The 23,259-nt window shown below is 62.3% G+C and carries 20 protein-coding genes; 5 read left to right on the top strand and 15 right to left on the bottom strand.

The features are described 5' to 3' along the window. Positions 1-159: 159 nt before the first annotated feature. From ACYVL5_RS02805 to uvrC, 4 genes are all read left to right on the top strand, one after another. On the top strand, positions 160-414 hold the full coding sequence (locus ACYVL5_RS02805) for a cytochrome c3 family protein (protein ID WP_460594031.1): 255 nt from the start codon (positions 160-162) through the stop codon (positions 412-414). A 240-nt stretch (positions 415-654) separates the two neighbouring features. Then, on the top strand, positions 655-1,854 hold the full coding sequence (locus tag ACYVL5_RS02800) for a c-type heme family protein (protein WP_460594030.1): 1,200 nt from the start codon (positions 655-657) through the stop codon (positions 1,852-1,854). 171 nt (positions 1,855-2,025) lie between these two features. Continuing rightward, the gene (locus ACYVL5_RS02795; protein ID WP_460594029.1) at positions 2,026-2,460 is read left to right on the top strand and encodes an RNA recognition motif domain-containing protein; all 435 of its coding nucleotides are present in this window, start codon (positions 2,026-2,028) and stop codon (positions 2,458-2,460) included. Between the two features lie 782 nt (positions 2,461-3,242). Then, positions 3,243-5,078 carry an excinuclease ABC subunit UvrC gene (uvrC, locus tag ACYVL5_RS02790; protein ID WP_460594028.1) on the top strand — a complete coding sequence of 612 codons (1,836 nt, stop codon included), beginning with the start codon at positions 3,243-3,245 and terminating at the stop codon, positions 5,076-5,078. Between the two features lie 206 nt (positions 5,079-5,284). Here the strand turns inward: uvrC and ACYVL5_RS02785 are convergent, their stop codons facing one another. The 3 genes from ACYVL5_RS02785 to ACYVL5_RS02775 form a co-directional block, all read right to left on the bottom strand. Continuing rightward, a complete protein-coding gene (locus ACYVL5_RS02785; RefSeq protein WP_460594027.1) occupies positions 5,285-5,872 on the bottom strand; it encodes a GTP-binding protein in 588 nt (195 codons plus the stop codon). An 89-nt stretch (positions 5,873-5,961) separates the two neighbouring features. Further along, positions 5,962-6,453, bottom strand: coding sequence for a roadblock/LC7 domain-containing protein (locus tag ACYVL5_RS02780; protein ID WP_460594026.1), 492 nt, complete (start codon positions 6,451-6,453; stop codon positions 5,962-5,964). 106 nt (positions 6,454-6,559) lie between these two features. After that, positions 6,560-7,969 carry a phosphoglucomutase/phosphomannomutase family protein gene (locus ACYVL5_RS02775; protein WP_460594025.1) on the bottom strand — a complete coding sequence of 470 codons (1,410 nt, stop codon included), beginning with the start codon at positions 7,967-7,969 and terminating at the stop codon, positions 6,560-6,562. 162 nt (positions 7,970-8,131) lie between these two features. On the opposite strand from ACYVL5_RS02775, the gene ACYVL5_RS02770 reads away from it, so the two are divergent. After that, complete coding sequence (locus ACYVL5_RS02770; RefSeq protein WP_460594024.1) at positions 8,132-8,701, top strand: peptidylprolyl isomerase; 570 nt, start codon at positions 8,132-8,134, stop codon at positions 8,699-8,701. A 359-nt stretch (positions 8,702-9,060) separates the two neighbouring features. Here ACYVL5_RS02770 and ACYVL5_RS02765 read toward each other — a convergent pair whose 3' ends face one another. From ACYVL5_RS02765 to ACYVL5_RS02710, 12 genes are all read right to left on the bottom strand, one after another. Further along, on the bottom strand, positions 9,061-9,726 hold the full coding sequence (locus tag ACYVL5_RS02765; protein WP_460594023.1) for a cytochrome c biogenesis protein ResB: 666 nt from the start codon (positions 9,724-9,726) through the stop codon (positions 9,061-9,063). A 12-nt stretch (positions 9,727-9,738) separates the two neighbouring features. Next, entirely contained in the window at positions 9,739-10,455 is a 717-nt protein-coding gene (locus ACYVL5_RS02760; RefSeq protein WP_460594022.1) for a cytochrome c biogenesis protein, read from the bottom strand. Positions 10,456-10,582: 127 nt separating this feature from the next. Beyond that, positions 10,583-11,089, bottom strand: coding sequence for a peptide deformylase (gene def / locus ACYVL5_RS02755; RefSeq protein WP_460594021.1), 507 nt, complete (start codon positions 11,087-11,089; stop codon positions 10,583-10,585). Position 11,090: 1 nt separating this feature from the next. Further along, positions 11,091-11,660, bottom strand: coding sequence for a glycine cleavage system transcriptional repressor (locus tag ACYVL5_RS02750; protein WP_460594020.1), 570 nt, complete (start codon positions 11,658-11,660; stop codon positions 11,091-11,093). 18 nt (positions 11,661-11,678) lie between these two features. Continuing rightward, positions 11,679-14,021, bottom strand: a complete 2,343-nt coding sequence (locus ACYVL5_RS02745) for a DNA translocase FtsK (RefSeq protein WP_460594019.1) — start codon at positions 14,019-14,021, stop codon at positions 11,679-11,681. 122 nt (positions 14,022-14,143) lie between these two features. Continuing rightward, on the bottom strand, positions 14,144-15,829 hold the full coding sequence (locus ACYVL5_RS02740) for a ribonuclease J (RefSeq protein WP_460594018.1): 1,686 nt from the start codon (positions 15,827-15,829) through the stop codon (positions 14,144-14,146). A gap of 110 nt (positions 15,830-15,939) precedes the next feature. Next, positions 15,940-16,350: a hypothetical protein gene (locus ACYVL5_RS02735; RefSeq protein ID WP_460594017.1), complete on the bottom strand. Its 411-nt coding sequence runs from the start codon at positions 16,348-16,350 to the stop codon at positions 15,940-15,942. A 22-nt stretch (positions 16,351-16,372) separates the two neighbouring features. Beyond that, positions 16,373-16,555, bottom strand: coding sequence for a hypothetical protein (locus ACYVL5_RS02730; protein WP_460594016.1), 183 nt, complete (start codon positions 16,553-16,555; stop codon positions 16,373-16,375). A gap of 4 nt (positions 16,556-16,559) precedes the next feature. Next, positions 16,560-17,252, bottom strand: coding sequence for a lysophospholipid acyltransferase family protein (locus ACYVL5_RS02725; protein ID WP_460594015.1), 693 nt, complete (start codon positions 17,250-17,252; stop codon positions 16,560-16,562). 187 nt (positions 17,253-17,439) lie between these two features. Beyond that, complete coding sequence (locus ACYVL5_RS02720) at positions 17,440-19,665, bottom strand: methyl-accepting chemotaxis protein (RefSeq protein ID WP_460594014.1); 2,226 nt, start codon at positions 19,663-19,665, stop codon at positions 17,440-17,442. A gap of 369 nt (positions 19,666-20,034) precedes the next feature. Beyond that, entirely contained in the window at positions 20,035-21,336 is a 1,302-nt protein-coding gene (locus ACYVL5_RS02715) for a dicarboxylate/amino acid:cation symporter (protein ID WP_460594013.1), read from the bottom strand. Between the two features lie 464 nt (positions 21,337-21,800). Continuing rightward, a complete protein-coding gene (locus tag ACYVL5_RS02710) occupies positions 21,801-23,216 on the bottom strand; it encodes a sigma-54-dependent transcriptional regulator (RefSeq protein ID WP_460594110.1) in 1,416 nt (471 codons plus the stop codon). Positions 23,217-23,259 lie beyond the last annotated feature (43 nt).

The following is a 23,259-nucleotide window of genomic DNA, read 5'->3' as shown; positions in this document are numbered from 1 at the left end:
GAAAGTTTTTTTCTTCCCTTGCTTCGCACTGGTTTTGACTTTGGTCAAGGGTAAAACAGCGCGGGATTGATACTATGCCGCCGCAAGTTAGCAGAATTTTCGCCGCGGATCGCGGTCACTCAGAACCCGGCCGGGCAGAAAAGCCACCAGGAGAACAGCATGAAAAAAGTCCTCACTCTCGTCGCCCTTCTATTAGTCTCCCAGAGCGCCTATGCCTTTGAGTGCCACGAATGCCACAGCAAGAACCCGGCAATGGTGAAGATGCACAAGGCGCTGGAAGGGAGAAACTGCTTCGACTGCCACAAGATCGGCGAGAAGTTGATGGGTAAAGCAGTCCCCAAGGACAAGTCCGCCCAGTTGCGACGCAGCCAGACCGACCCGATGTGCGTGGAGTGCCACAAGAAGAAGTCGTAACATCGCTCGCCCCATGGTTGAGGGGCAGGAAGCCATATCCCCAAGCCCCCTTGAGCGAAGAGGGGCAGTACCTATCTATTCCCTCGCGCCTTTAGGGGAGAGAGGCAGGGGTGAGGGAGTTTACAAAATCTGCCCTCACCCGGCCTTCGGCCACCCTCTCCTACCGTACGCCCTCTCATTTGCGCTTCACCCCTCATTCGGTATACTTCCGGCTGTAAATCATTAAAAGCCGGAGCCCCCATGTCTCGCTTGTCCGACCTACCGTTACGGATCAAGTTCTTCGGTCTGATGTCACTGCTCTTGCTGGTGTTGCTGGTGGTCACCGGGATCTTTACCTATCAGCGTCAGCAAAGCCTCATCATCCAGTTTGCCATCGACAACGCCCGCACCTTCGCCAGGGAACTGATCGAGACGCGCGAGTACATGTCGTCGGTGGTTAAGGACGAGCCGGAGCACAACTACAACCTGGTCCCGCAGGTGGTCGCCACCCAGGTGGCCAGGCGGGTCACCCAGAACAGCAAGTTCTACGTCCGCCAGGTCTCCCTTCGCTACCGGAACCCTCAGAACAGTCCGGACCCCTACGAAACCGCGCAACTCAAGAAATTCCAGCACAACCCGCCCCGCGAGGTGTACGACATCGTCAGTTCCGGAGGTTCAGAGCTCTTCCGGTACATGCAGCCGATGCTCGCCACCGCCTCCTGCCTCAACTGCCACGGCCCCTTCGAAACCGCACCCGACTTCGTCAGGAAGCGCTTCCCTCCCGGTCACTATTCGTACAACTACCACATCGGCGAGGTCATCGGGGCCGTGTCGGTCAGCATCCCCCTCAAGGACCTGTACGCCCAGCTCGGGGTCAACTTCGCCCTCGACATGGCTGCCCGTACCGCGATCTTTTTGATCGTCGTGACCGTCATGGGGCTCATCATGAGCCGGGAGATCGTCGCTCCGGTCAGGATGCTCTCCGAGACCATCACCCGCGTCACCCGCACCGGCGACTTCCGCGAAAAGCTCCCCAGACGGTCCAACGATGAAATCGGCGTGCTCATCGGGGCCTTCAACGAAATGATGGAGGAGCTCACCCGCCGCACCGTTCAGTCGCACGAATCCGAGGAACGGTACCGGAAGTTCATCGAGGTCGCCGCCTCCGCCATCGTCACCTTCCTCAAGGACGGGCGCATCGTCATCGCCAACCACAAGGCCGAGACGCTCCTTGGGCGCTCCCGCCAGGATCTCCTCGGGGACAACATCTTCGACTATCTCGAAGGAGGACCGGCATTGAAGGAGAAACTCGCCCGCGGCGAGGTGCCGGCCGAAGCGACCTCGATCCAGCGGGTGCTCAAGCTTGGCCGCGCCGTCGAGGTGGAGATGGTGCTCACCGCCTCCCAGACCGACCGCGACCCGATGTTCACCGCCATCTTCCGCGAAAAAGGCCAGGCGTAAGGCGGGCGGACCGGCCTTTAGGGTGGGCACCGCGTGCCCACGCGGTCAGGTGCACGGATCGGTGGGCGGAGGGCTGCCCACCCTACGAGATCTCTTCACCCGGGAAAGGTTTGCCGCCGACCTTTTCCTGTGCTACAGTGCCGCTCCACAGAATTCAAGGAGAACCGATACATGGCCAAAGAGCTCTACGTTGGGAGCCTTTCCTACGAAACCACCGAATACGACCTCGAAAAACTCTTCTCCGTCTCCGGGCGGGTGACCTCCGTCCATCTCATCAGGGACACCCAGACCGGCCGCTTCATGGGCTGCGGTTACGTGAGGATGTCCACGGATGCCGAGGCCAAGGACGCCATCCTTTCGCTGGACGGCGCGCTCCTCCACACGAAGCCGATCACTGTTTCCATCGCCAACCCGCAGAAGCAGAAGAACCAGGGAGGCTACAAGGGGAAGAAGCCAGCGGGTGCCGGTGCTACCGGAACGGGGGCACGCTCCGCCGCCAAGAAAGCCGCTCCCAAAGGGGCAGGCAAAGGCACCGCAACCGCCGGCGCCGCCCCCAAATCCGGCGTCAAACCCGCCTCCTCCAAGCGCGCCCCGCGCAAAGGTTAACCCTGCCCATCATTCCCCCCTTTGCGAAGGGGGGACAGGAGGGATTTTGCCCCCGGCTTTCTCCAGCTCCGCACCGAAATTTTAGTTTCAAACCGTCTCTTCAAGCTGCGCCGGCGCAAAGGGGTTTCGAAGGGTGCCCAGTTGGTCCTTTGATGACCATACTCAGTCCTCTGAAGAGCGTCTCAAGACTGATGAAGAGGACAGGACATGCTTTGTGATGACGATCACCACAACCAAGCGTCACTTTCGCGAGGGGCACCACGGCTGCCTTTGTACCAATGACAACCATCATCAGTCCGCTCGCTGCCATCACAGGCCGCGGCATCGCTCTCGCAGCCTCAGGCATTCCTTTCACAGGACCATGCATCCCTGTCCCAGCACTATCCATCCCTCTCTCAGGACCATGCATCACTGCCGCAGGACCAAGCATCCACCAGTTAGAGAGTATCGATTCCCATTGCAGGCTACGCACCTCGTTGCTGGGCTTGGAAGCTCCCCTTGAATGGACCAATCCCCATCACCTTGGTGATACATGCACGAACCCTCGAGGCGTCCATCCCGTCAGCGGGATCGGGCGTCCCGATCTCAGCACCAGAACAGCCGCCACCTCACGTCATGGCAATGTTTCCAAGGACCAACCGTCGCCTTGACGGGACCATCGACCGCCATCGATACTTCCAGGACGGTTGTCACTGAACAACACCAAGCTATCCGTGACAGTGAGAGCCTTTAGCTCCTCCCCCCCCTTCCCTTCTTAAACTCATCCGTCTATACTACCCGCCATGATTGCCCTATCCATGATCGACAACTTCCCGTCGTCGCCCGGGGTTTACCTGATGAAGTCGGCGGACGGGACCATCCTCTACATCGGTAAGGCTCGCAGCCTCAAGAAACGGGTCCGCCAGTACGTGCTCGGCTCCGGCGACGCGCGCATCCACATCCGCTTCATGGTGCAGTTGGTGGAGTCCGTCGAGTTCATCGTCACCGATACCGAAAAAGAGGCCCTGATCCTCGAGAACACCCTGATCAAGCGGCACCATCCGAAGTACAACATCAACCTTCGGGACGACAAAACGTACTTCTCGCTCCGGATGGACATGAAGGAGCGCTTTCCTCGGCTCTCACTGGTACGCAAGGTCCCTTCCGACGGCGCCCGCTACTTCGGCCCCTACTCCTCGGCGACCTCCGCCAAGGAAGTGCTCAAGCAGCTCTACAAGGTCTTCCCGCTGCGCCACTACCCGCTCGCCACCTGCCTGGCGAGGAAGCGCCCCTGCCTCTACTACCAGATCAAGCAATGCTCCGCCCCCTGCTGCGGGCTCATCTCCGAGGCCGAATACGCAGCGCTCGCCGAAGGGGCCGCCCTCTTCCTGGAGGGAAAGAACACCGAGATCGCCCGCATCTATCGCGCCAAGATGAACCTCGCCTCCGAGGACATGCGTTACGAGGACGCCGCCCGTTACCGCGACCTCTTGAAAGCCATCGAGGTGACGGTGGAACGCCAGAAGGTGGTCTCCCGCGGCGGCGACAGCGACGTCTTCGGTCTGCACCGCGCCGGAGAAGAGCTGCAGATCGCCCTCCTCCACATCCGCGGGGGGGCCCTCACCGGGAGCCGCAGCTTCCGCTTCGTGTGGGAGATGGAGACCGAGGAAGGCCTGGCGTCGTTTCTCAACGAATACTACGACCTCGACAACCCGATCCCACCCTCGGTCCTCCTTCCGCTCCCTATCCCGGAGCCGGGCGCCCTGGAGGAGCTTCTCACCGAGAAGGCGGGGAAGAAGGTCTCGATCAATGTTCCCCAGCGCGGACCGAAGCTCGAGATGGTCATGCTGGCCCAGAAGAACGCGCAGACCGCCGCCGAGGAGCGGCTCGCCAAGGAAAGCTCGGCCGAGAACCTCCTCAAGGACCTGGCCGAGCGCCTGCACCTCCCGGCGCCGCCGCGCAGGATCGAGTGCTACGACATCTCCAACATCCAGGGGCAGATGGCGGTGGGAAGCCGGGTGGTCTTCATCGACGGCAAGGCCGACCGCTCGCTCTACCGCCGCTACCGGATCCGCGAGGTGATGCAGTCCGACGACTTCGCCATGATGCGGGAGGTGCTCTCGCGCCGGTTCAAGCCGGAGAGCGAGGAGGATAAGCCGGACCTGATCGTGGTGGACGGCGGGCTCGGGCAGCTAGGAGTCTTGAATGCGGTGCTGGACGACCTGGGGGTGGAAGGGGTGGAGGCGGCGGGTCTCGCCAAGAGCCGGACCTTCCGCGACATGGAGAGCCCGGAGATCAGCAAGAGCGACGAGCGGGTCTTCAGGCCGGGGAGAAAGAACCCGATCACCCTCAGGCAGAACTCGGCGCCGCTGCTGCTTCTCGCCCGCATACGCGACGAGGCGCACCGGTTCGCGGTGACCTACCACAAGAGCGTAAGGAGCAAAGAGCTGACGTCGTCGGAGCTGGAGGGGATCCCGGGTATCGGGCCGAAGAGGAAGCGGCTGCTGCTGATTCGGTTCGGGAGTTTGAAGGGGATCAAGGAGGCAACTCAGGAGCAGCTCGCCTCCACCCCGGGGATGAGCGAGGCCGCGGCGCGGGCGGTGTGGGAGCATCTGCACGAGGAGCAGAAGGAGGGCTAACCTCATCGTCACTCCCCCCTCAAGAACCTCCCTCACCCGGCCTTCGGCCACCCTCTCCCGGAGGGAGAGGGCATCTCTTCAAGTCCATATACCCTCTCCCTCCGGGAGAGGGGCGGGGGTGAGGGAAGCCTTTCCCGGCAAAAACGAAAAATCCCCCTGGGCCATGTGGTCCAGGGGGATTTTTTTAAGAAAGATGAGGCGCTGTCTTAGTGCCCCTTCTTGAGGTCGAACAGGATCAACTTGGCGATCGCTTTCAGCGTCTCGAAGACACCTTCGCCGGTGGTGGCGCAGGCCTCGAAGTCGGGGACGTTGGTCGGGTTCAGCTCCTTGCGGAGCTCGTCGACCGAGAGCGCATTGGGGAGGTCGCGCTTGTTGTACTGGACGACGTAGGGGATCTTGTCGAGATCGTACCCCTGCTCGGCCAGGTTGATCCGGAGGTTCTCGACGCTCTCGATGTTGGCGTCCATCCGCTCCTCCTGGGAGTCGGCCACGAACACCACCCCGTCTACCCCTTTGAGGATCAGCTTTCGGGAGGCGTCGTAGAAGACCTGGCCGGGAACGGTGTAGAGGTGGAAGCGGGTCTTGAAGCCTCGGATTTCGCCGAGCGCCAGCGGGAGGAAGTCGAAAAACAGGGTCCGCTCGGTCTCGGTGGCAAGGCTGATCATCTTCCCCTTCGCTTCCGGGGCAGTCTTTTGGTAAACGAACTGCAGGTTGGTCGTCTTCCCGCAGAGGCCCGGGCCGTAGTAGACGATCTTGCAGTTTATCTCGCGGGAAGCGTAGTTGATGAAGGACATCGGGGTTTACCTCTTTCTTTAACTCTCCCCCGTCAGGCAGTCAGGAGAGGTATTCGCTTCGTGAATCTCCCGGGCGTCCCGGAGGGCCGCTAGCTGAAGAGATTGTCGATATCGTCGTCGGTGATCTCGGCGAATGGGAAGTCGCTGTCGCCGGTCTTCTCCTTCTCCTCGCTCTTCTGCACCAGCCGGCCGAAGATGACCGCCAGCTCCTCGGAGGCCTTCTTCACCCTGAGACGGACAAGGCCCAGAGATGACCGGGTATCGAAGAGGACGACCAGGATGACGCGTCCGGCCACGATGGAGATGTGGAGGTTGTCCTTCTCCCCCTCGTGGAAGAGGATGGAGAATTCCTTCTCGCCGATCAGCTTGGCGAGACCGCCGGTGGCGGCGATGTTACCTGCGGTGAGCGAAGCCAGCGAGGTGGTGTCGAAACGCTCGGTTTCCCCGCACCCCGTAATCAGCTGGCCGTTTTTGTCCACCAGAAAGATCACCTTGGCGTTCGCTTCCCTCAGGAGTTTCTCGATGACCACATTTATCTGTTTGAATTCCTCATCGTACATGATCAACTGAGGATTCGACATGAAGGACTCCTTAACGGGTGCTGACTTTAGCCGTCTTTTGACGCGGATTATACTCTATAGCAGAACTCACCTGCCATTTCAAGGAATATGCCGTGGAGATATCCGGCTACACGCCGGCGATCCCACGGGCGGCCTGGAGAAGCTGCTCCACCTTGGCAGGGTCCCCCGCCTCGCTGTACAGCCTCAGGACCGGCTCGGTCCCGGAGGGACGGATCAGCAGCCAGGCGCCGTCGGCGAAGATGTACTTGAAGCCGTCGGAAAAGTTGGTGTCGACCACGGCGTGGCCGGCGATGGTGGAGATCCCCCCGGCGGAGAGGTCGCTGACCAGCTTCTGCTTGGAGGTGTTGTCGATCGGCATGTCGATGCGGGCGTAGTGGAAGTGCCCGATCTCGTCCATGGTCTCGTCGAGCAGCGCCCGGAGCCCCTTGCCGCTCATGGCCATGGCCTCCAGGAGGAGAAGCCCCATCAGGATGCCGTCGCGCTCGGGGATGTGCCCCTTGACGCCGAGTCCGCCGGACTCCTCGCCCCCCATCAGGATGTCGTTGGCCAGCATCATCTCGCAGATGTGCTTGAAGCCGATCGGGGTCTCGAAGATCTTGAGGCCGTACTTGTCCGCCAGGAGATCGATCATGCGGGTGGTGGAGACGGTCTTGACCACGCCCCCCCGCACCCCTTTGCGCTCGTAAAGGTGACGGAGAAGAACGGTGAAGATGCGGTGGGAGGAGAAGAATTCGCCGGTCTCGTCGACGGCACCGATCCGGTCGGCATCGCCGTCGAGGGCGAGACCCACCTGGAACTTGCCCTCGCGGACCAGGGAGGCGAGCTCTTCGAGGTGCTCGGCGATCGGCTCGGGGGGATGGCCGCCGAAGCTCGGATTCTCGGTGCCGTGGATCTCGGTGATGCCGGGAACCAGGCGCGGCAGGTACCCGCAGCCGGCGCCGAACATCGGGTCTACCACCGCCTTGATCCCGGAGTTGTTGATGAGCTCCAGGTCGACGTACTTGCCGAGCTGGGCGAGGTAGGCCTTTTCGGCGTCGAAGGACTGCAGCACGCCGGAGGCCTTGGCGTCGGCGAGGCTCACCGAGACCACCTTGCGCCCCTTGGCCTGGTTGTCGGCCACCATCCGCTCGAGCACCTTGGTGGTGGCAGGGCGGGCCGATCCGCCGAAGGATTCCTTGACCTTGAAGCCGTTGTAGCGGGGGGGATTGTGGCTGGCCGTGATCATGATCCCGGCCCCGGCACCCCTCTCGAAGACCGCCCAGGAGACGGCGGGGGTCGGCGCGTAGCCGTCGCAAAGCCAGGTCTTGATGCCGTTACCGGCCGCGATGCCGGCCACGCATTCGGCGAACTCCTTGGAGAGGAAACGGCGGTCGTAGCCGATCACCAGCCCCTTGTCGGCCAGCTTCTCGGCGTGCAGGTAATCCATGGTCGCCTGGGCCACCAGCGACAGGTTTTCGAAGGTAAAAGTATCGGCAATGACGCCTCGCCAGCCGTCGGTTCCAAATTGAATCTGCAAGTCCACCCACCTCCCCGGGATTTTATGTGACGGCATTTTCCACGGCGACAACTGATATGTCAACCATTTGTTAACGGGAGACCAAGCTAGGGGTTGACCGCCAGTGAGGATTGCCTTATAAATTTAAAGGCACGCAAACCAACCAGAAAGGGGAACCGTAACATGCTGAAAAAACTGATGTGCCTCCTTACCCTGCTCCTTTGCTTCGCCGGTACCGCCGGGGCTGCCGACCACAACCCGATGGCGGTCATCGAGACGAACATGGGGGACGTCAAGGTCGAGCTCTTCCAGAAAGAAGCGCCGATCTCGGTCAAAAACTTCCTCGATTACGCCAAAAAAGGTTTCTACAACGGGACCGTCTTCCACCGCGTCATCCCCAACTTCATGATCCAGGGTGGCGGCATGGACGCGAACCTCACGCCCAAGCCGACCGATCCGCCGATCAAGAACGAGGCCACCAACGGGCTCAAGAACGATCGCGGCACCCTCGCCATGGCCCGCACCATGATCGTCGACTCGGCGACCTCGCAGTTCTTCATCAACGTGGCGAACAACGACTTCCTCAACCATAGGGACAACATGATGGGGTACGGCTACGCCGTCTTCGGCAAGGTGATATCCGGCATGGACGTGGTGGACAAGATCGCCGCCACCCGCACCGGCTACAGCCGCGGCATGGCCGACGTCCCGGCCACCCCGATCGTGATCAAGGCGGTGAAGATCCTCAAGTAGGAGTAGGATCCGCCGGCCAGCAACGAGAAAGGGCGCCTCATCGGGCGCCCTTTTTTTATGTCGGCCCCCATCCTCACCCTGCCCCCCCCCTCCTTCGCCAAGGCTGCGGCGGGCAAGCTTGAAGGGGAGGGAACCTAAGTTTTTCCCTCGCCCCCATTGGGGGAGAGGGTGGCCGCAGGCCGGGTGAGGGTCGGGGTGTAGAGAGAAGGTAGGTTGCGTTGAACTGCTTCATCGTGAAACGCAACGATTGCCATGACCGCCGGAAAGTGTCGCGTTTCGTACCTCAACGCGACCTACGGGTTGCTGGAACGAAAAAGGGCGCCTCATCGGGCGCCCTTTTTTTATTCCCTTTTTCTGCGCTAGGCGAGGAGCATCAGGTTCCCCAGCGTGAAGAGGAGGCCTCCGGCCAGGGCGGGAAGCGCCCCCGGCTCCCGGTGGATCTCCATCAGGGCCATCGGCATCGGCCCGAGATCCACCTGCTTCACGTAGATACCGAACCCCTTGTGGAAACAGGGATGATTGGGCGAGGTGGTCCCGACCTCCCCGTTGGCGAAGCGAAGCTCGGCGCGGTAGGAGATGGGCATCCCCATCTCTCCGGTCTCGCCGCTGATCCTCTCCACCCGGACCTGCTCGCGGTCGGGAAAGCCGATCACCGTTCCCTCCCCGACCTGCAGGACGTCCTTCATCCCGCCGTAGGCCGAAACGAGGTGCGCCACCGCGATGAGGAGAAAGCCCAGGTGCATGAGGTGGGGGGCGATGCTCCGACCCTTCCTCCTGAGCGCCTCGATCGAGCAGAGGATGGCGTTCAGGGAGAGGACCGCCACCAGGGCGACCGCCAGCCAGAGCCACCAGCTGTAGGAGAGCGGGGCATGGCGGAGCCAGATGAGGAGCGGGAGGTCGTTGAGGCGGGATTCCTCCCCTCCTCCCGGAGAGAAGGAGCCGAGGGCCAGAGCGACCATCAGGGCGGTTAAGAGCCAGAGCCCGAGGTTGAGCGAGGTAAGGCGTTGGTAGATCGTCTTCAGCATGGCACCCTCCCCCTAGAAGCTGTGCGAGCTACGCATGAGCATGCTGACGCCCAGGTAGGTAAAGATGGAGATCAGGAAGCCGACGATCCCGAGCCAGGCGAACATCCGGTCGCACTCCTGCCCCTTCACCCTCAGGTGGAGGTACATGGAGTAGAAGAGCCAGAGGATGGAAGTCCAGAGCTCCTTCGGAGTCCAGAGCCAGTAGGTCCCCCAGGCGTAGTAGCCCCAGATCCCCCCGGAGACCATGGAGAAGGAGAAGAAGGAGTAGCCGACCAGGGCGGCGCGGTACTGGAGATCGAGAAGGTTGCGGCTGCCGCGCGAGAGGAAGAAGCCCCCGAGGATGGCCGCCACGCCGAAAAGGGCGTAGGAGAAGAAGGCGAGTGCTACGTGCAGCTCGAACCACATGGTGTTCAAGACCGGGGGAAGCGGCATGTTGAGGGTCGGGAAGGGGAGCGCGAGGAGCGAGAAGAGCGCTGCCAGGCCGCCGCAACTCCAGCAGAAGACGCTGTCGTCCCTTAACTGCTTGGAGAAGATGAAGGGGAGCGCCATGAGGCCTACGGAGCAGGCGAGGAAGGCCAGGGTGTCCTGAGGGCCGATAAGCGGAAGACGCCCGAGGGTGAGGCCCCGGCTGGCGAGGTAGACGAGCTCGCCGGCGGTGGCCGCGGCGAAGAGGATGCGCCGGTAGGAGATGAGGTAAAGACCGGCGGACAGCATTAGCAACCATTTCATGACATGTGCCTCGACACCCGAAAACCTCCCTCCCCCCTGCCCCTCTCCCGGAGGGCGAGGGGATGCTGTTGATGCCCTCTCCCACCGGGAGAGGGTGCCCGAAGGGCGGGTGAGGGTGCCTTCGGGGTTACTTGTAGCTCTTTCTCCTGAAGAGGCCGGTCTTCAGCGAGGTGATGCGGTCCAGGAAGAGGAAGCCGTCCAGGTGGTCCATCTCGTGCTGGATGGCGACCGCCTCGAAGCCGGTGGCGGTGAACTCGCGGACATTGCCGTCGGGCTCGGTGAAGCGGACGGTAACCTCGGTGGCGCGCTCGACGTCGCCGGTGTAGTCGGGGACGCTCATGCACCCCTCCCGCATGACGGCGGCGCCGCTTCTGGCCACGATCTCCGGGTTGACCATCAGCAAGAGGCCGTGGTTGTTGTCCTTGCCGTGACGGTTGTTGGAGACGTCGATTACGCAGACCCGGGAGGAGACACCGATCTGGGGAGCGGCAACGCCGACGGAGCCCGGACCTGCGTGCATGGTGTCGACCAGGTCCGCGATCAGCTGCCTGAGCTCATCGTCGAAGTGCTCCACCGTCCACGCCTGCATCTTCAGGATGGGATTCGGATAGATGAGGATGGGTTGTACAGCCATATCAGAGGGAGACCGGTGTGATGAGACGCACCGAAATCTCCACGCTCAACTCCTTTTTCAATTTTTCCAGCAGCAGGGAGGCGTCGTCCACCGACATCTCCTCCGGAAGGGCCGCCTCGATCATCATCACGTACACCGGCTCGGCAGGGGTCCCCACCAGCTTGGTGTTGAGGTCGTTGATGTTCACACCGCGGTCGGCCAGCTCGCGGGTGACCCGGTACACGATCCCCGGCTGGTCGCTGCCATAGACCGAGATCAGGCAGAGCTCGCCGCTCGGCTTCTGGTAGCAGACCTCGTCATCCTTCAAGGACCGGACAAAGGTCGAGAGCCCGCGGTCGTGGACCTTGGCCGCGAATTCCCCCTCCAGCTGCTTCTTGGCGAAGGGCTTGGTGTGGGAGACGATCAGGATCATGGCGAACTCGCCGCCGAGCATGGTGCAGCTCGAGTCCTCCACGTTGCACCCGAGGGTGTAGAGGACCTCGGCGGTGTCGGCCACAATGCCGGGACGGTCCTTGCCGATGATGGTAACCGCGAAGTGGGCCAGGTTGCCACTGCGACATTTGGGGGTCATTGCTCCTCCTGAGGGTGGCTAGATCTTGTTGATAAAAACTTCACGGGGTTTGCTGGTGCCGTCGGAGGGACCAACCACACCTTCCTGCTCCATCTTCTCGATGATGCGGGCGGCCCGGTTGTAGCCGATCCGAAGCCTCCGCTGGATCATGGAGATGGAGGCCTGCTTGGTCTCGGCCACCAGGGCGAGTGCGTCGTCGTAACGCTCGTCGATCTCGTCTTCGTCGCCCCCCTCCTCCTTTTCGTCGGAGGACTTCATCTCCAGGATCGACTTCTCGTAGACCGGCTTCCCCTGCTTCTTCAGGAACTCCACCACCCTTCCCACCTCGGTGTCGGAAACGAAGGCGCCGTGGGAGCGGAGCATCTTCGAGGTCCCCGGCGGGAGGAAGAGCATGTCCCCCATCCCCAAGAGGGACTCGGCGCCGTTGCCGTCCAGGATGGTCCGGGAGTCGATCTTGGAGGAGACCTGGAAGGAGATCCTGGCCGGGAAGTTCGCCTTGATGAGACCGGTGATGACGTCGACGGAGGGGCGCTGGGTGGCCAGGATCAGGTGGATACCGGCGGCGCGGGCCATCTGGGCCAGACGGGCGATGGACTCCTCGATCTCGCGTCCGGCCACCATCATGAGGTCGGCGAGCTCGTCGACGATCACCACGATGTAGGGAAGATGGCCGTGCTCCAGTTGGTCTTCCTTCTCCAGGAAGGCCTGGATGGCCGCCTCGCGCGCCTCCATGTCCTCGGTATCGTCGACCTCGTCGGCCTCCTCGAGGACCACCACCCCCTTGGCCCGCTCGGCTTCCCGTTCCGCCTCCCGCTCGGCCTGCTCCTTCTCGCTCTTCTCCAGCTCGCGGTTGTAGGAGTCGATGTTCCTGACCCCCTTATCGCTCATGAGCCGGTAGCGCCGCCCCATCTCCTCGACCGCCCACTTCAAAGCGAGGGAGGCCTTCTTCGGGTTGGTGACGACCGGCAAAAGCAGGTGCGGGATCCCCTCGTAGACCGAGAGCTCCAGCATCTTCGGGTCCACCATGATGATCCTGACGTCGTTGGGGGTGGAGGTGTAGAGAAGCGACAGGATCATGGTGTTGATGGCGACCGATTTACCGGAGCCGGTGGCGCCGGCCACGAGGAGGTGCGGCATCTTGGCGAGGTCGGTCACCAGCGGGTTGCCGGCGATATCCTTGCCGAGCGCCATCGGGAGCTTCATCTTCCCCTTGTGGAACTCCTCGGAGTTGAAGATCTCCTTCAGGGAAACCATCTCGCGTTCGCGGTTAGGAAGCTCGATACCGACCACACCCTTGCCGGGGATCGGGGCCACGATGCGGATGGAGTGGGCCTGCAGCGCCATGGAGAGGTCGTCGGAGAGGCCGGCGATGCGGCTCACCTTGATGCCGGGGCCGGGAGCGAACTCGTACATGGTGATGACCGGGCCGGGGCAGATCTCCACCACCTCCCCTTCCACGCCGAAGTCGCGGAGCTTCTTCTCCACCAGGCGGGCGTTCATGGTCAGGGTCTCGCGGTCCTGGCGCTTGGTGGTCTCGGGTGGAGGATCGAGCAGCGACAGGGGGGGCGTACGGTAGTTACCGTCCGCCTTGATGAACTCGAAGGCCTCCTGGATGGGAGCGGCCTTCTTGTCGTCCTTCTTCTTCTCCTTCTTGGCCGCCACCGCGTTGACCGGGGGCGCTGCCGCCGCGGGCTTGATGACCGGCGCCGACTGCGGCTTGGGCTTCTCCCCTTTGGGCGCCTCCTTCTCCATCAGCTCGCGGTTGATGGCTTTTCGCTCCTGGTAGCGGGCCCAGCGGTCCCTGAGCGCGGTCCCCCACCAGCTGGCGAAAAGGACGAAGGAGAAACGGGACAGCAGCATGGCGGCCGCCGCCAGCATCGGGAGGAGCACCAGGATGGCCCCGACCTTGCCGACCGCGCTCTTCAGCAAGGAGGCGAACTGGTAGCCGATGAAGCCGCCGGTCGGAACCCGCTGGCTCAGCAGTTCGGTGAACTGGAGGTTGAAGGCGAAGAGCCCCGAGACGGACAGCACCAACAGGCTATAACCCACCGCCTTGTAGGGACGGAAGCGGATGGGGTCCGAAGTGAAGGAGCGGTAGGCGTGGTAGACGAGGGTGATCGGGAAGAGATAGGAGGCGAGCCCCAAAAGCTGCAGGAGGAGGTCGGCCACCTGCGCCCCGAAGGAGCCACCCAGGTTGTGGATGGCGGCCGCGTTGGAGGCGCTGTTGAAGGAGAGGTCCTCGCCGTTGAACGAGAGAAGCGCCACCAGGAGGAAGATGCCGGCGGCCCCGAGGGCCATCCCCTTCATCTCCTTGGTTACCTTGTCCTTCTTTTCGATTTTTTGTTCGTCCGTCGTTGCCATAACTAAACCAGTTCTATGTTCTGCGTTCTAGGTTCTACGTTGAAAACCACTATGGCCTTATCTACGTCCTCTTTTGTCTCTAACCTAGAACGTAGAACATAGAACCTAGAACTTGGTTCACGTCACATTTCCAGTACCAGCGGGAGGATGACCGGGCGGCGCTCGATGGTCTTGTTGAAGAAGCGCCGCAGCACCCGGCGGACCTCCAGCTTTACTTCGCTCCAGTCGGTCAGTACCTCGGTGTTGACCAGGGCCAGGGTGTCGAGCACCACTTTCTTCGCCTCGTCGAGGTACTGCTGGCTCTCGTCCTCGAAGACGAAGCCGCGCGAGACGATGTCGGGGCCGTAGATGATCTCGCCGGAAGTCTGGTTGATCCCGATGATCACCACCACCATGCCGTCCTCGGAGAGGTGCTTGCGGTCCTTCAGCACCACGTTGCCGACGTCGCCCACCCCCTTGCCGTCCACGAAGACCCGGCCGGTCTCCACGTGGTCGGCGATCAGCGCCTCGCCGCGGTCGAAGAGGATGACGTCCCCGTTGACCGCCAGGATGGTCCGCTCCTTCGGGGTCCCGACCCGCTGGGCAAGCTGGCCATGCTTGACCAGGTGGCGGTACTCGCCGTGCACCGGGACGAAGAAGCGCGGCCGCACCAGGTTGTGCAGAAGCTTCAGCTCTTCCTGGCTTGCGTGGCCGGAGACGTGGACCTCGGAGACCTTCTCGTGGATCACCTCGGCGCCCCGGCGGTAGAGGTGGTTGATCAGGTCCGAGATGGTCTTCTCGTTCCCCGGGATGAAGCGGGAGGAGAGGATCACGGTGTCTCCCTCCTCGACCTTGATCTGCTTGTGATCGTCCATCGCGATCCGGGTCAGGGCGCTCATCGGCTCCCCCTGGCTCCCGGTGGTGATCATGCAGACTTCCTCCTTGGGAAGCCGCGGCATCTCCTTCAAATCGATCAGGATGTCGTCGGGGATCCTCAGGTAGCCGAGCTCGCGGGCGATCTGCACGTTGGCGATCATGGAGCGGCCGTTCAAGAGGACCTTTCTCCCGGTCTTCTGGGCCGCCTCCACCACCTGCTGCACGCGATGGATGTTGCTCGAGAAGGCCGCCACGATGACCCTCCCCGAGCAGCGCGGGAAGATCTCGGCGAAGGCCTCGCCCACCAGCCGTTCGGAAAGGGTGTACCCCTCGCGCTCCACGTTGGTGGAGTCGGCGAAGAGGGCCAGCACCCCCTCCTCTCCGTAGCGGGAGAAGGTGGCCAGGTCGGTCAGCTCCCCGTCCACCGGGGTCTGGTCGAGCTTGAAATCGCCCGAGTGGATCACCACCCCTTCCGGCGACCTGATGGCCAGCGCGCAGCCGTCCACGATGGAGTGGGCCACCCGGATGAACTCGACGCAGAACTCGCCGAGGATCACCTTCTCGCGCGGCCGGACCACCCGCAGGTCCACCTTCTGGTCGAGGTCGAACTCCTTGAGCTTCTCCTTGACGAGGCCCAAGGTGAGCGCGGTGCCGAAGATGGGAGGATTGAGGTCCCGGAGCACGTAGGGGAGCGCCCCGATGTGGTCCTCGTGGCCGTGGGTGAGGAGGATGGCCCGCACCTTGTCGGCCCGCTCCAGGAGGTAGGAGATGTCGGGGATCACCACGTCGATCCCGAGCATGTACGGTTCGGGGAACATCAGGCCGCAGTCGACGATGACGATGTCGTCGCCGTACTCGAAGGCGGCCATGTTGAGGCCGATCTCGCCCAAGCCCCCGAGGGCTACGAACTTGAGGCCGCTTGCCGTGGCTGTGTTGGTTAGTTCTTCTTCCAAGTTACTTCCTCTGACTCCACCCCCATCCTCACCCCAGCCCTCTCCTTGAAGGGGAGGGGGAGCATGCAGGAAGGGGGAGGAGTGAACCGGGGATTATTCCCGTTTCGCCCTTAGCGGCCGCCCTGCTGCTTGACCAGTTGGGCAATGCGGGCGTCGCAGCGGTCGATGTAATCCTTGCCCGGCGTGGTCAGCCAGGTGACGGCGTAGAATGAGCTCCTCAGCGAGCGGTAGGCGATGAGCGCCCGGGTCACGTCGCCGTTTTGCTCGCAGAGCTGCCCCATCTCCCAGAGCTTGGCGGCGCTCTTCTCCACCAGCGGAGAGCCGGGGACGTACATGTGGATGGCGGCTTCGTACCCCGCCACCGCGGAGGGGAAGTCCCAGCCGCCGTAACCGCCGGTCGCCGCCCGTTCACCCTTGGCGAAGAGGGCGTTTTGCCGGTACAGTACCGCTCCCGAGGTCATCACCAGGCCGATGACCAGGCCGGCCACCACGTTCACTGCTATCGTCTTAGCGTTTTCCATATCGTTTCCCGGGGGAATCCCCCTAGCTCTTGAAAAATCCAGGATCGGCGGTCAGGAGAGCCCCGAGGAGGCCGACCACCACCCCCACCAGGACGGCCAGGGCCGCCAACGCGTCATAGGGAGCCTTCATCCGGTGCGACGCCGGGAGGCCCCAGCAGATCATCCCGATCCCCGCCGCCACCATAGCCAGATACAGTATCGTCATTGCACTAAACCTCCAGCCTCGCGGCGATCGCCTCGCGCACCTTTTCCAAGAGCTCCCCCTCCGGCACCCCGGCCGAAGCAAGCGGCGCGGCGAAGCTGATCCTGATGGTCCCCGGATAGAGCTCGATGCGGTTGGCGGGGTTGATCGCCCGGCTTCCGTTGATGGTGAAGGGCACCACCGGGACGCCGGCCCGGGTCGCCAGCATGAAGGCCCCCCTCTTGAAGGGGAGCAGGTGTCCGTCCTTGGTCCTGGTCCCCTCCGGGAAGATCACCACGCTGGCGCCGGCCGCGATCCTCTCGGCCGCCTTTTTCATGCTCTTGAGCGCCTTCCGGCCGTCGCTGCGGTCCAGGGGGATGTAGCCGGCGCGACTCATGGCGGCCCCGAAGAGCGGGATCCGGAAGAGCTCTTCCTTGGCGACCCAGGAGAAGAGGCGCGGAATGGCGAGGGAAAGGGCGTTGATATCGAAGTTCCCCTGGTGGTTCCCCATGTAGATCACCGGGCCGTCAGTGGGAACGTTTTCGAGGCCGTCCACCTCAAGTTTGATGCGGGCCACCGTGAGCATCCCGCGACTCCAGAACTTGGCCACCGCGTGAGCCACTTTCCCGCTGCCGTCGAAGAGACCGCCGATGACAGCGATCATGGAGCAGAAAAGGGTGAACGGGACCATGAAAAGGAGGTAGAGCCGCGCTCGTAACATGCATACACTCCTTCAGATAATCCCGGCTACGTTACTTTTTTTTACTAACAGAGTCAAACCAAATTGATGTGACAGTGGTGCGTATACCGCAGCTCCTCTCTGCCATCCCCTCTGCCGGGAGACGAAGAGAGGGGTGCCCCCTTAAGGTGAGCACCCCTCTTTGACAGCATCGATGGCTCCTGGCCGGTCAGAACTTCTCGAATCCCTGGTCTTCCTCGTCCTCCAGCACCAGGTGATGGCCGCCACCGGAGGCCGCCTGCGGCTTTCTCACCTGGGGCTTCTCGCGCCTGGCCGACATGGTCAGCTTGGGCTCGGGCTGGGCTTCCCTGGGGAGCGGCCGCCGGGCCCGCTGGGCGACCCGGAATTCGTCGATCCTGAAGAATTCGATCATCGCCTGCAGTTTCTCCGACTGCGAGGACAACTCCTCCGCCGTGGAGGCCATCTCCTCCGAGGAGCCTGCGTTTTGCTGGATGACCTGGTCGAGCTGCTGAATCGCCTTGTTGATCTGTTCGGCGCCGGAGTCCTGCTCCCGGCTCGAGGCGCTGATCTCCTGCACCAGTTCCGCCGTTTTCTGGACATCGGGGAGGATGTTGGCCAAAAGCGTGCCGGCGTGCTCGGCGACCTGGACGCTGGAGATGGACAGTTCCGAGATCTCCGCCGCCGCTTTCTGGCTCCTTTCGGCGAGCTTTCTCACTTCGGAGGCAACCACCGCGAATCCCTTGCCGTGCTCCCCGGCCCGGGCCGCCTCGATGGCGGCATTGAGCGCCAGGAGGTTGGTCTGCCGGGCGATCTCCTCGACGATGGAGATCTTGGCGGCGATGTCGTTCATGGCCTTGACCGTCTCGTTGACCGCCTTACCCCCCTCGCGGGCGTCGACGGCCAGCTTCACAGCGATCTTTTCGGTCTGCTGTGCGTTATCCGCATTCTGCCTGATGTTGGCGGTCATCTCCTCCATGGAGGAGGAGACCTCTTCCGCAGAGGCCGCCTGCTCGGAGGCTCCCTGGGACAGCTGCTGGGCGCCGGCCGAGAGTTGGTCGCTGCCGGAAGCGACGTTGTTGGAGGATGCCTTGACCTCCCCCACCACCTCGACCAGCTTGGCAACCATGGCAGCCAGCGCCTGCATCAGCTCGTCCTGGGGCGAGCGCTCCTTCAGTTCCACCATCAGGTTTCCGTCGGCGATCTCCTTGGCGGCGGCGGTGATACCGTTGGTCGCCCCGATCAGCACGTTGAGGTTGTTCTTGATGTGGTTGAAATCCCCCTGGTAATTTTCGGTGATGGCGGGAGGGATGATCCCCTTGGAGATCTTCTCCACGTAGTCGGCTGCCATCTTGAGCGGGGTGATGACCGCATCGAGGGTACTGTTCACCCCCTCGACGATCTTGCGGTAGTCGCCGCTATGGCGGGTGGCGTCCGCCCGGACCGCGAGATTTCCCCTCAAGGCCGCGTCGGCCAGCATGTTGGCATCCTCGATGAGGAGGTTGATGTTGTCGATGGCGCTGTTGAGGTTGTTCTTGATCTCGTTGAAGTCTCCCTTGTACTGGTCGGTGATCTTCGGGGGCATGTCTCCCCTGGAGATCCGGTCCACGTAGCCGGCCGCCATGTGCAGGGGGCCGATCACCGCATCGAGGGTCCGGTTCATCCCCTCGACGATACCGCGGAACTCGAAGTCGATCTTCTCGGTATCGCCGCGGACGGTCAATTGACCGTTGATGGCTGCCTCGGAAAGATGGTCCACCTCCTGGACGAGGGACTTGAGGATCGCCCCGATCTTGCGGGAGAGGATGAGCGCCGTGGCCACGCCGGCGGCCATCACGACGAGGACCAGGATGGCCAAGGTCATCACCACGCTCGATACCTTCTTCCCGATGGTCCCCTTGAGTCCATCGAGCCGTTTGTATCCGTCCACCGCGAAATCGGCGGCCGTCGTTTCCATGCTGTGGATCGCGTCCTTGTACTCGCCCATTGCCTGGTTGCCCGCGGCAGGGGTGGTTATCTTCCCTTGCACGATGGCCTGGTAAACCTTGGGAAAGCCGGCACGGTAGGTGGTGAGGTCGGCACGGAGGGCCTTGACCGTCTCTCGGTCTTTCGGATCCACCGCCACCTTCTCCAGCGCCTGCATCCGCTGCTCGACCTTCTCCTCCTCTTCTTTCCACTTCTTGTAATATTCCTGCACCTTCTCAGGGGAAGCGCAGTTGAGGATGACGTCCTTTTCGTAACGGCGAAGCCCCAGGATGTTGGCCCGTGCCCGGCCCGCGTGCTGCGCGATGACACCGTCGCTGTCGAGATCTTTGGCGACCTCGTGATTGATGCTGCTGGCGCCCCAGTATCCGGTGGCGGCGACCACGATGGTCAATAACAATAACAGGCCGAATCCTAGCGAAAGCCGAACAGCAATCTTCATGCGGGTGAACATACTGCCTCCTCTGTCATAGCTCTGGGTACAGTGACCGGAGTTATCGGTGCCTACCTGGTTCGAATCCGTTTAAATAGATCGGCATTTTCGGCTGTTAAATTAAGTGAATAAACAAAAGATTGATAATTTATAATTTGTTAACAGTTATGCTCTATCGCCTTACAAGCTCATTACTTTTCTCCTATCCTGATTACAACTAAATGCTTAAAGGGCCCCAATACGATCCCGCCTCAAGTCAGGCTCAGCCAACCACCATTCGCCGGTGAAATGGCGGGAGTCAGGGCACGCCAGATGCAGAAAGGGGGCGCCTTTTCAGACACCCCCTCTCGGTAAGCCACTTCAGTTTAAGTGAGACGACGATCCCGCCGGCTAGTCGGCCACCGGGTCGGGAATGGCAAAGAGATCCTCGTCGGCCTCGGCGGCCTCCTCTTCGGCGGCACCTGCTTCGGCGAGGCCCCCCTCCCACTTGGCGACCACCGCGGTGGCGATGGAGTTACCGATCACGTTGGTGGCGGTGCGCCCCATGTCGAGGAACTGGTCGATCCCCATGATGAGCAAAAGGCCCGCCTCGGGAAGGTTGAACATCGGGAGGGTCGCCGCCACCACGACGAGGGAGGCACGGGCGACCCCGGCCATCCCCTTGCTGGTCACCATGAGAACCAGGAGGATGGTGATCTGCTTGGAGATCGAGAGCTCGACGTTGAAAGCCTGGGCGATGAAGATCATGGCGAAGGCCTGGTAGATCATGGAGCCGTCGAGGTTGAAGGAGTAACCGAGCGGCAGCACGAAACCGGCGATCTTGTCGGAGACGCCGAAACGCTTCAACTGCTCGAGGGTTTTAGGGTAGGCGGCCTCGGAGCTCGCGGTGGAGAAGGCGATCAGCATCGGCTCCTGGATCATCTTGAGAAGCGAGATGGTGCGCCCCCTGAGGACCACTGCACCGCCGGCGATGAGGACCATCCAGAGGGCCGCCAGGGAAAGGTAGAAGCCTGAGATGAACTTCCCGTAGGTGAGGAGTACACCGAGCCCCTGCACGGTGATGACCGACGCGACCGCGGCGAAGACCCCCAAGGGCGCGACCCACATGACGTAGTCGGTCACCTTCAGCATGACATGCCCCAGCTCGCTCACGAACTTGAGGATGGTGCGGTTCTGCTCCTTTTTCAAAGAGCCGATGGCGAACCCGAAGAAGACCGAGAAGACGAGGATCTGCAGGATCTCGTTCTGCGACATCGCCTCGAAGAAGCTCTTCGGGAAGACGTGGGTGACGAAATCCTTCAAGTTGAGCGACGAGGTCTTCAGGTTGGTGGCGGCGCCGGCGGCGGGGAGCGCCAGGTTCATGGCGTGTCCCGGCTGCAGGACGTTGACGAAGAACATACCGATGAAAAGCGAGGCGAGGGAGGCGCAGAGGAACCAGCCGAGCGCCTTGACGCCGATGCGGCCGACCGCCTTGGAGTCGCCCATCCCGGCGATGCCGGAGACCAGGGTGGCGAACACCAGCGGGCCGATGATCATCTTGATCAGCCGCAGGAAGATGTCGGTCACCATGGAGAAGTACCCCGCGAGTTCCTTCGCGTCAGCCGCGTTGACGCTCACATTACAGGCGTAGCCTACCGCGATACCGAGCACCATCCCGGCCATGATACATAGTGTCAGTTTGTTCTTTTTCATCGGTGCTTCTCCTTCTCCTCGTGCATGGAATGGGGCTGGCCAGCGCGGCTGGTTACCGCTGGTCCAGGGGCTTCACAGGGCATCCTCGGCCGGGAGGATCAGGCCGGGCAGGCGTGGGGGCTCAATTCGGGCCACGCTTTTTGAGCAAGGGAGATGCCAAAGGGCGAGACGGGGGCAAGGCGCCGGTTTCGTTAAGATTTCCGGCATTGTTGGGGATAGAAAGGGTTATAACTTTCGGGAGGGGAGAACGCGGCAACGATGACCGAATGGCGAAAAAACCCCTTACAGACCGGCAACTTCACGAAAGTTATCACCGATCTGGATTTCATAAGGGTTCGACTAGGTATGGCGCTTGGGGAAAACGGCGGCCAGACGTCTTCCCCTTTGCAAAGGGGGGACAGGGGGGATTTATCCAAGGTGGCCCCTGCGAAGACTTCACGGGGAAGGCCGGGATGCGGAGGATGTCAGCTCTGCTTCTTGAGCCGCTTGCTGAGTGCGGGCTGGGAGATGCCGATCAGGCGGGCGGCGATGGACTGGTTCCCCGAGGCACGGGTCATGGCCTCGGCGATCAGCAGATCCATGACCTCACGGGCGGAGGGGAGCGGTGCCGACGGAAGGAAAACCGACCCCGCCGCCGAGAGCGCGGCGCTCCGCTCGGCCGGACTGAATCCCTGCTTGTCCATGGCGCGCTTGAAGGAGTCCATGGAGAGCATCCGGTTCTCGTGAAGGCTCATGGCGTCATAGACCATCGACCTGAGCTCACGGACATTGCCGGGGAAGGGGTAGGTGGAGAGAAGGATGGGAAGCTCCTTCGGGACCGTCGGCTTCCTCTTGCCGAGCTCGCTGGCGGCCTCCTCCAGGAAGTGGTCCAAAAGCGGCGCGATGTCGCCCGGGCGCTCACGCAGCGCCGGGATGTGGACGTGGTGGGCGCAGAGACGGTAGTAGAGGTCCTTTCTGAACTCCCCGCGGGCCTGCTTGGCCCCGAGGTCGTGGTGGGTGGCGACCACCACCCGGGCGTTCATCCGCTTGGGGAGGTCGCTACCCAGCGGGAAGTATTCCCCCTCCTGGAGAAGACGGAGAAGCTTCACCTGCGACGGCGTGCTGAGATCGCCGATCTCGTCGAGAAAGAGAGTACCGTCGGCCGCCTGCTCGATCATGCCGCGGCGGGTGACGTCGGCGCCGGTGAAGGCACCCCTGGTATGGCCGAAGAGGGTATCGCTGAAGACGTTATCGTCCAGCCCCGCCACGTTGACCGAGACCAGTTTCTTCGGTGCGCGGCTGAGGCGATGGATGGTCCTGGCTACCAGCTCCTTCCCTACCCCGCTCTCCCCGGTGACAAGGACCGGCTGGCTACTCCTGGAGACCGCCTCGATGTAGCGGAAAATGGAGCGCATGGCCGGGTCCCCCGAGACGATCTCGGCGAACGCCTCCGGATGCTCCAGCTTGTCGGTGAGAAGGCGCGACTGCATCTCGCGGTTTTCCCGCTGGAGTTCGATCATGCGGATGGCGCGCTGCACCCCCTGGATCAGGCGCTCCTCCTCGACCGTCTTCACGAAGAAGTCGAAGCCGCCGCGCTTCATGCACTCCACCGCGGTTTCCACCTGGTTGAGCCCCGAGATGACGATCACCGGGATGTCCGGATGCTCCTCCACGATGGTGGCGAGGAGCTCGTCTCCCGAGAGATAGGGCATGTTGAGGTCGAGGAGCACCAGCCCGATACCGCCCTTGGCGAGGATGCCCATCACGTCGCGGCTGTCGCTGCAGCGCACGAGGTTGCTGATCCCCGCCGACAGTCCCAGCGTCATGCTGAGGCTTCTCAGCCACGCCTCCTCGTCATCCACCAGTAAAATCCCGAAAGAAGGATAGAGTTCATCCATCATCAAGCTCCGTCTCCTTTACCGACTCAAAGCTGAGAGAGTGCTA

Source organism: Geomonas sp. Red276 (genome assembly GCF_054784495.1).
The sequence above is the reverse complement of the archived record's forward strand: the minus strand, read 5'-3'. Positions and strand labels throughout refer to the sequence as shown.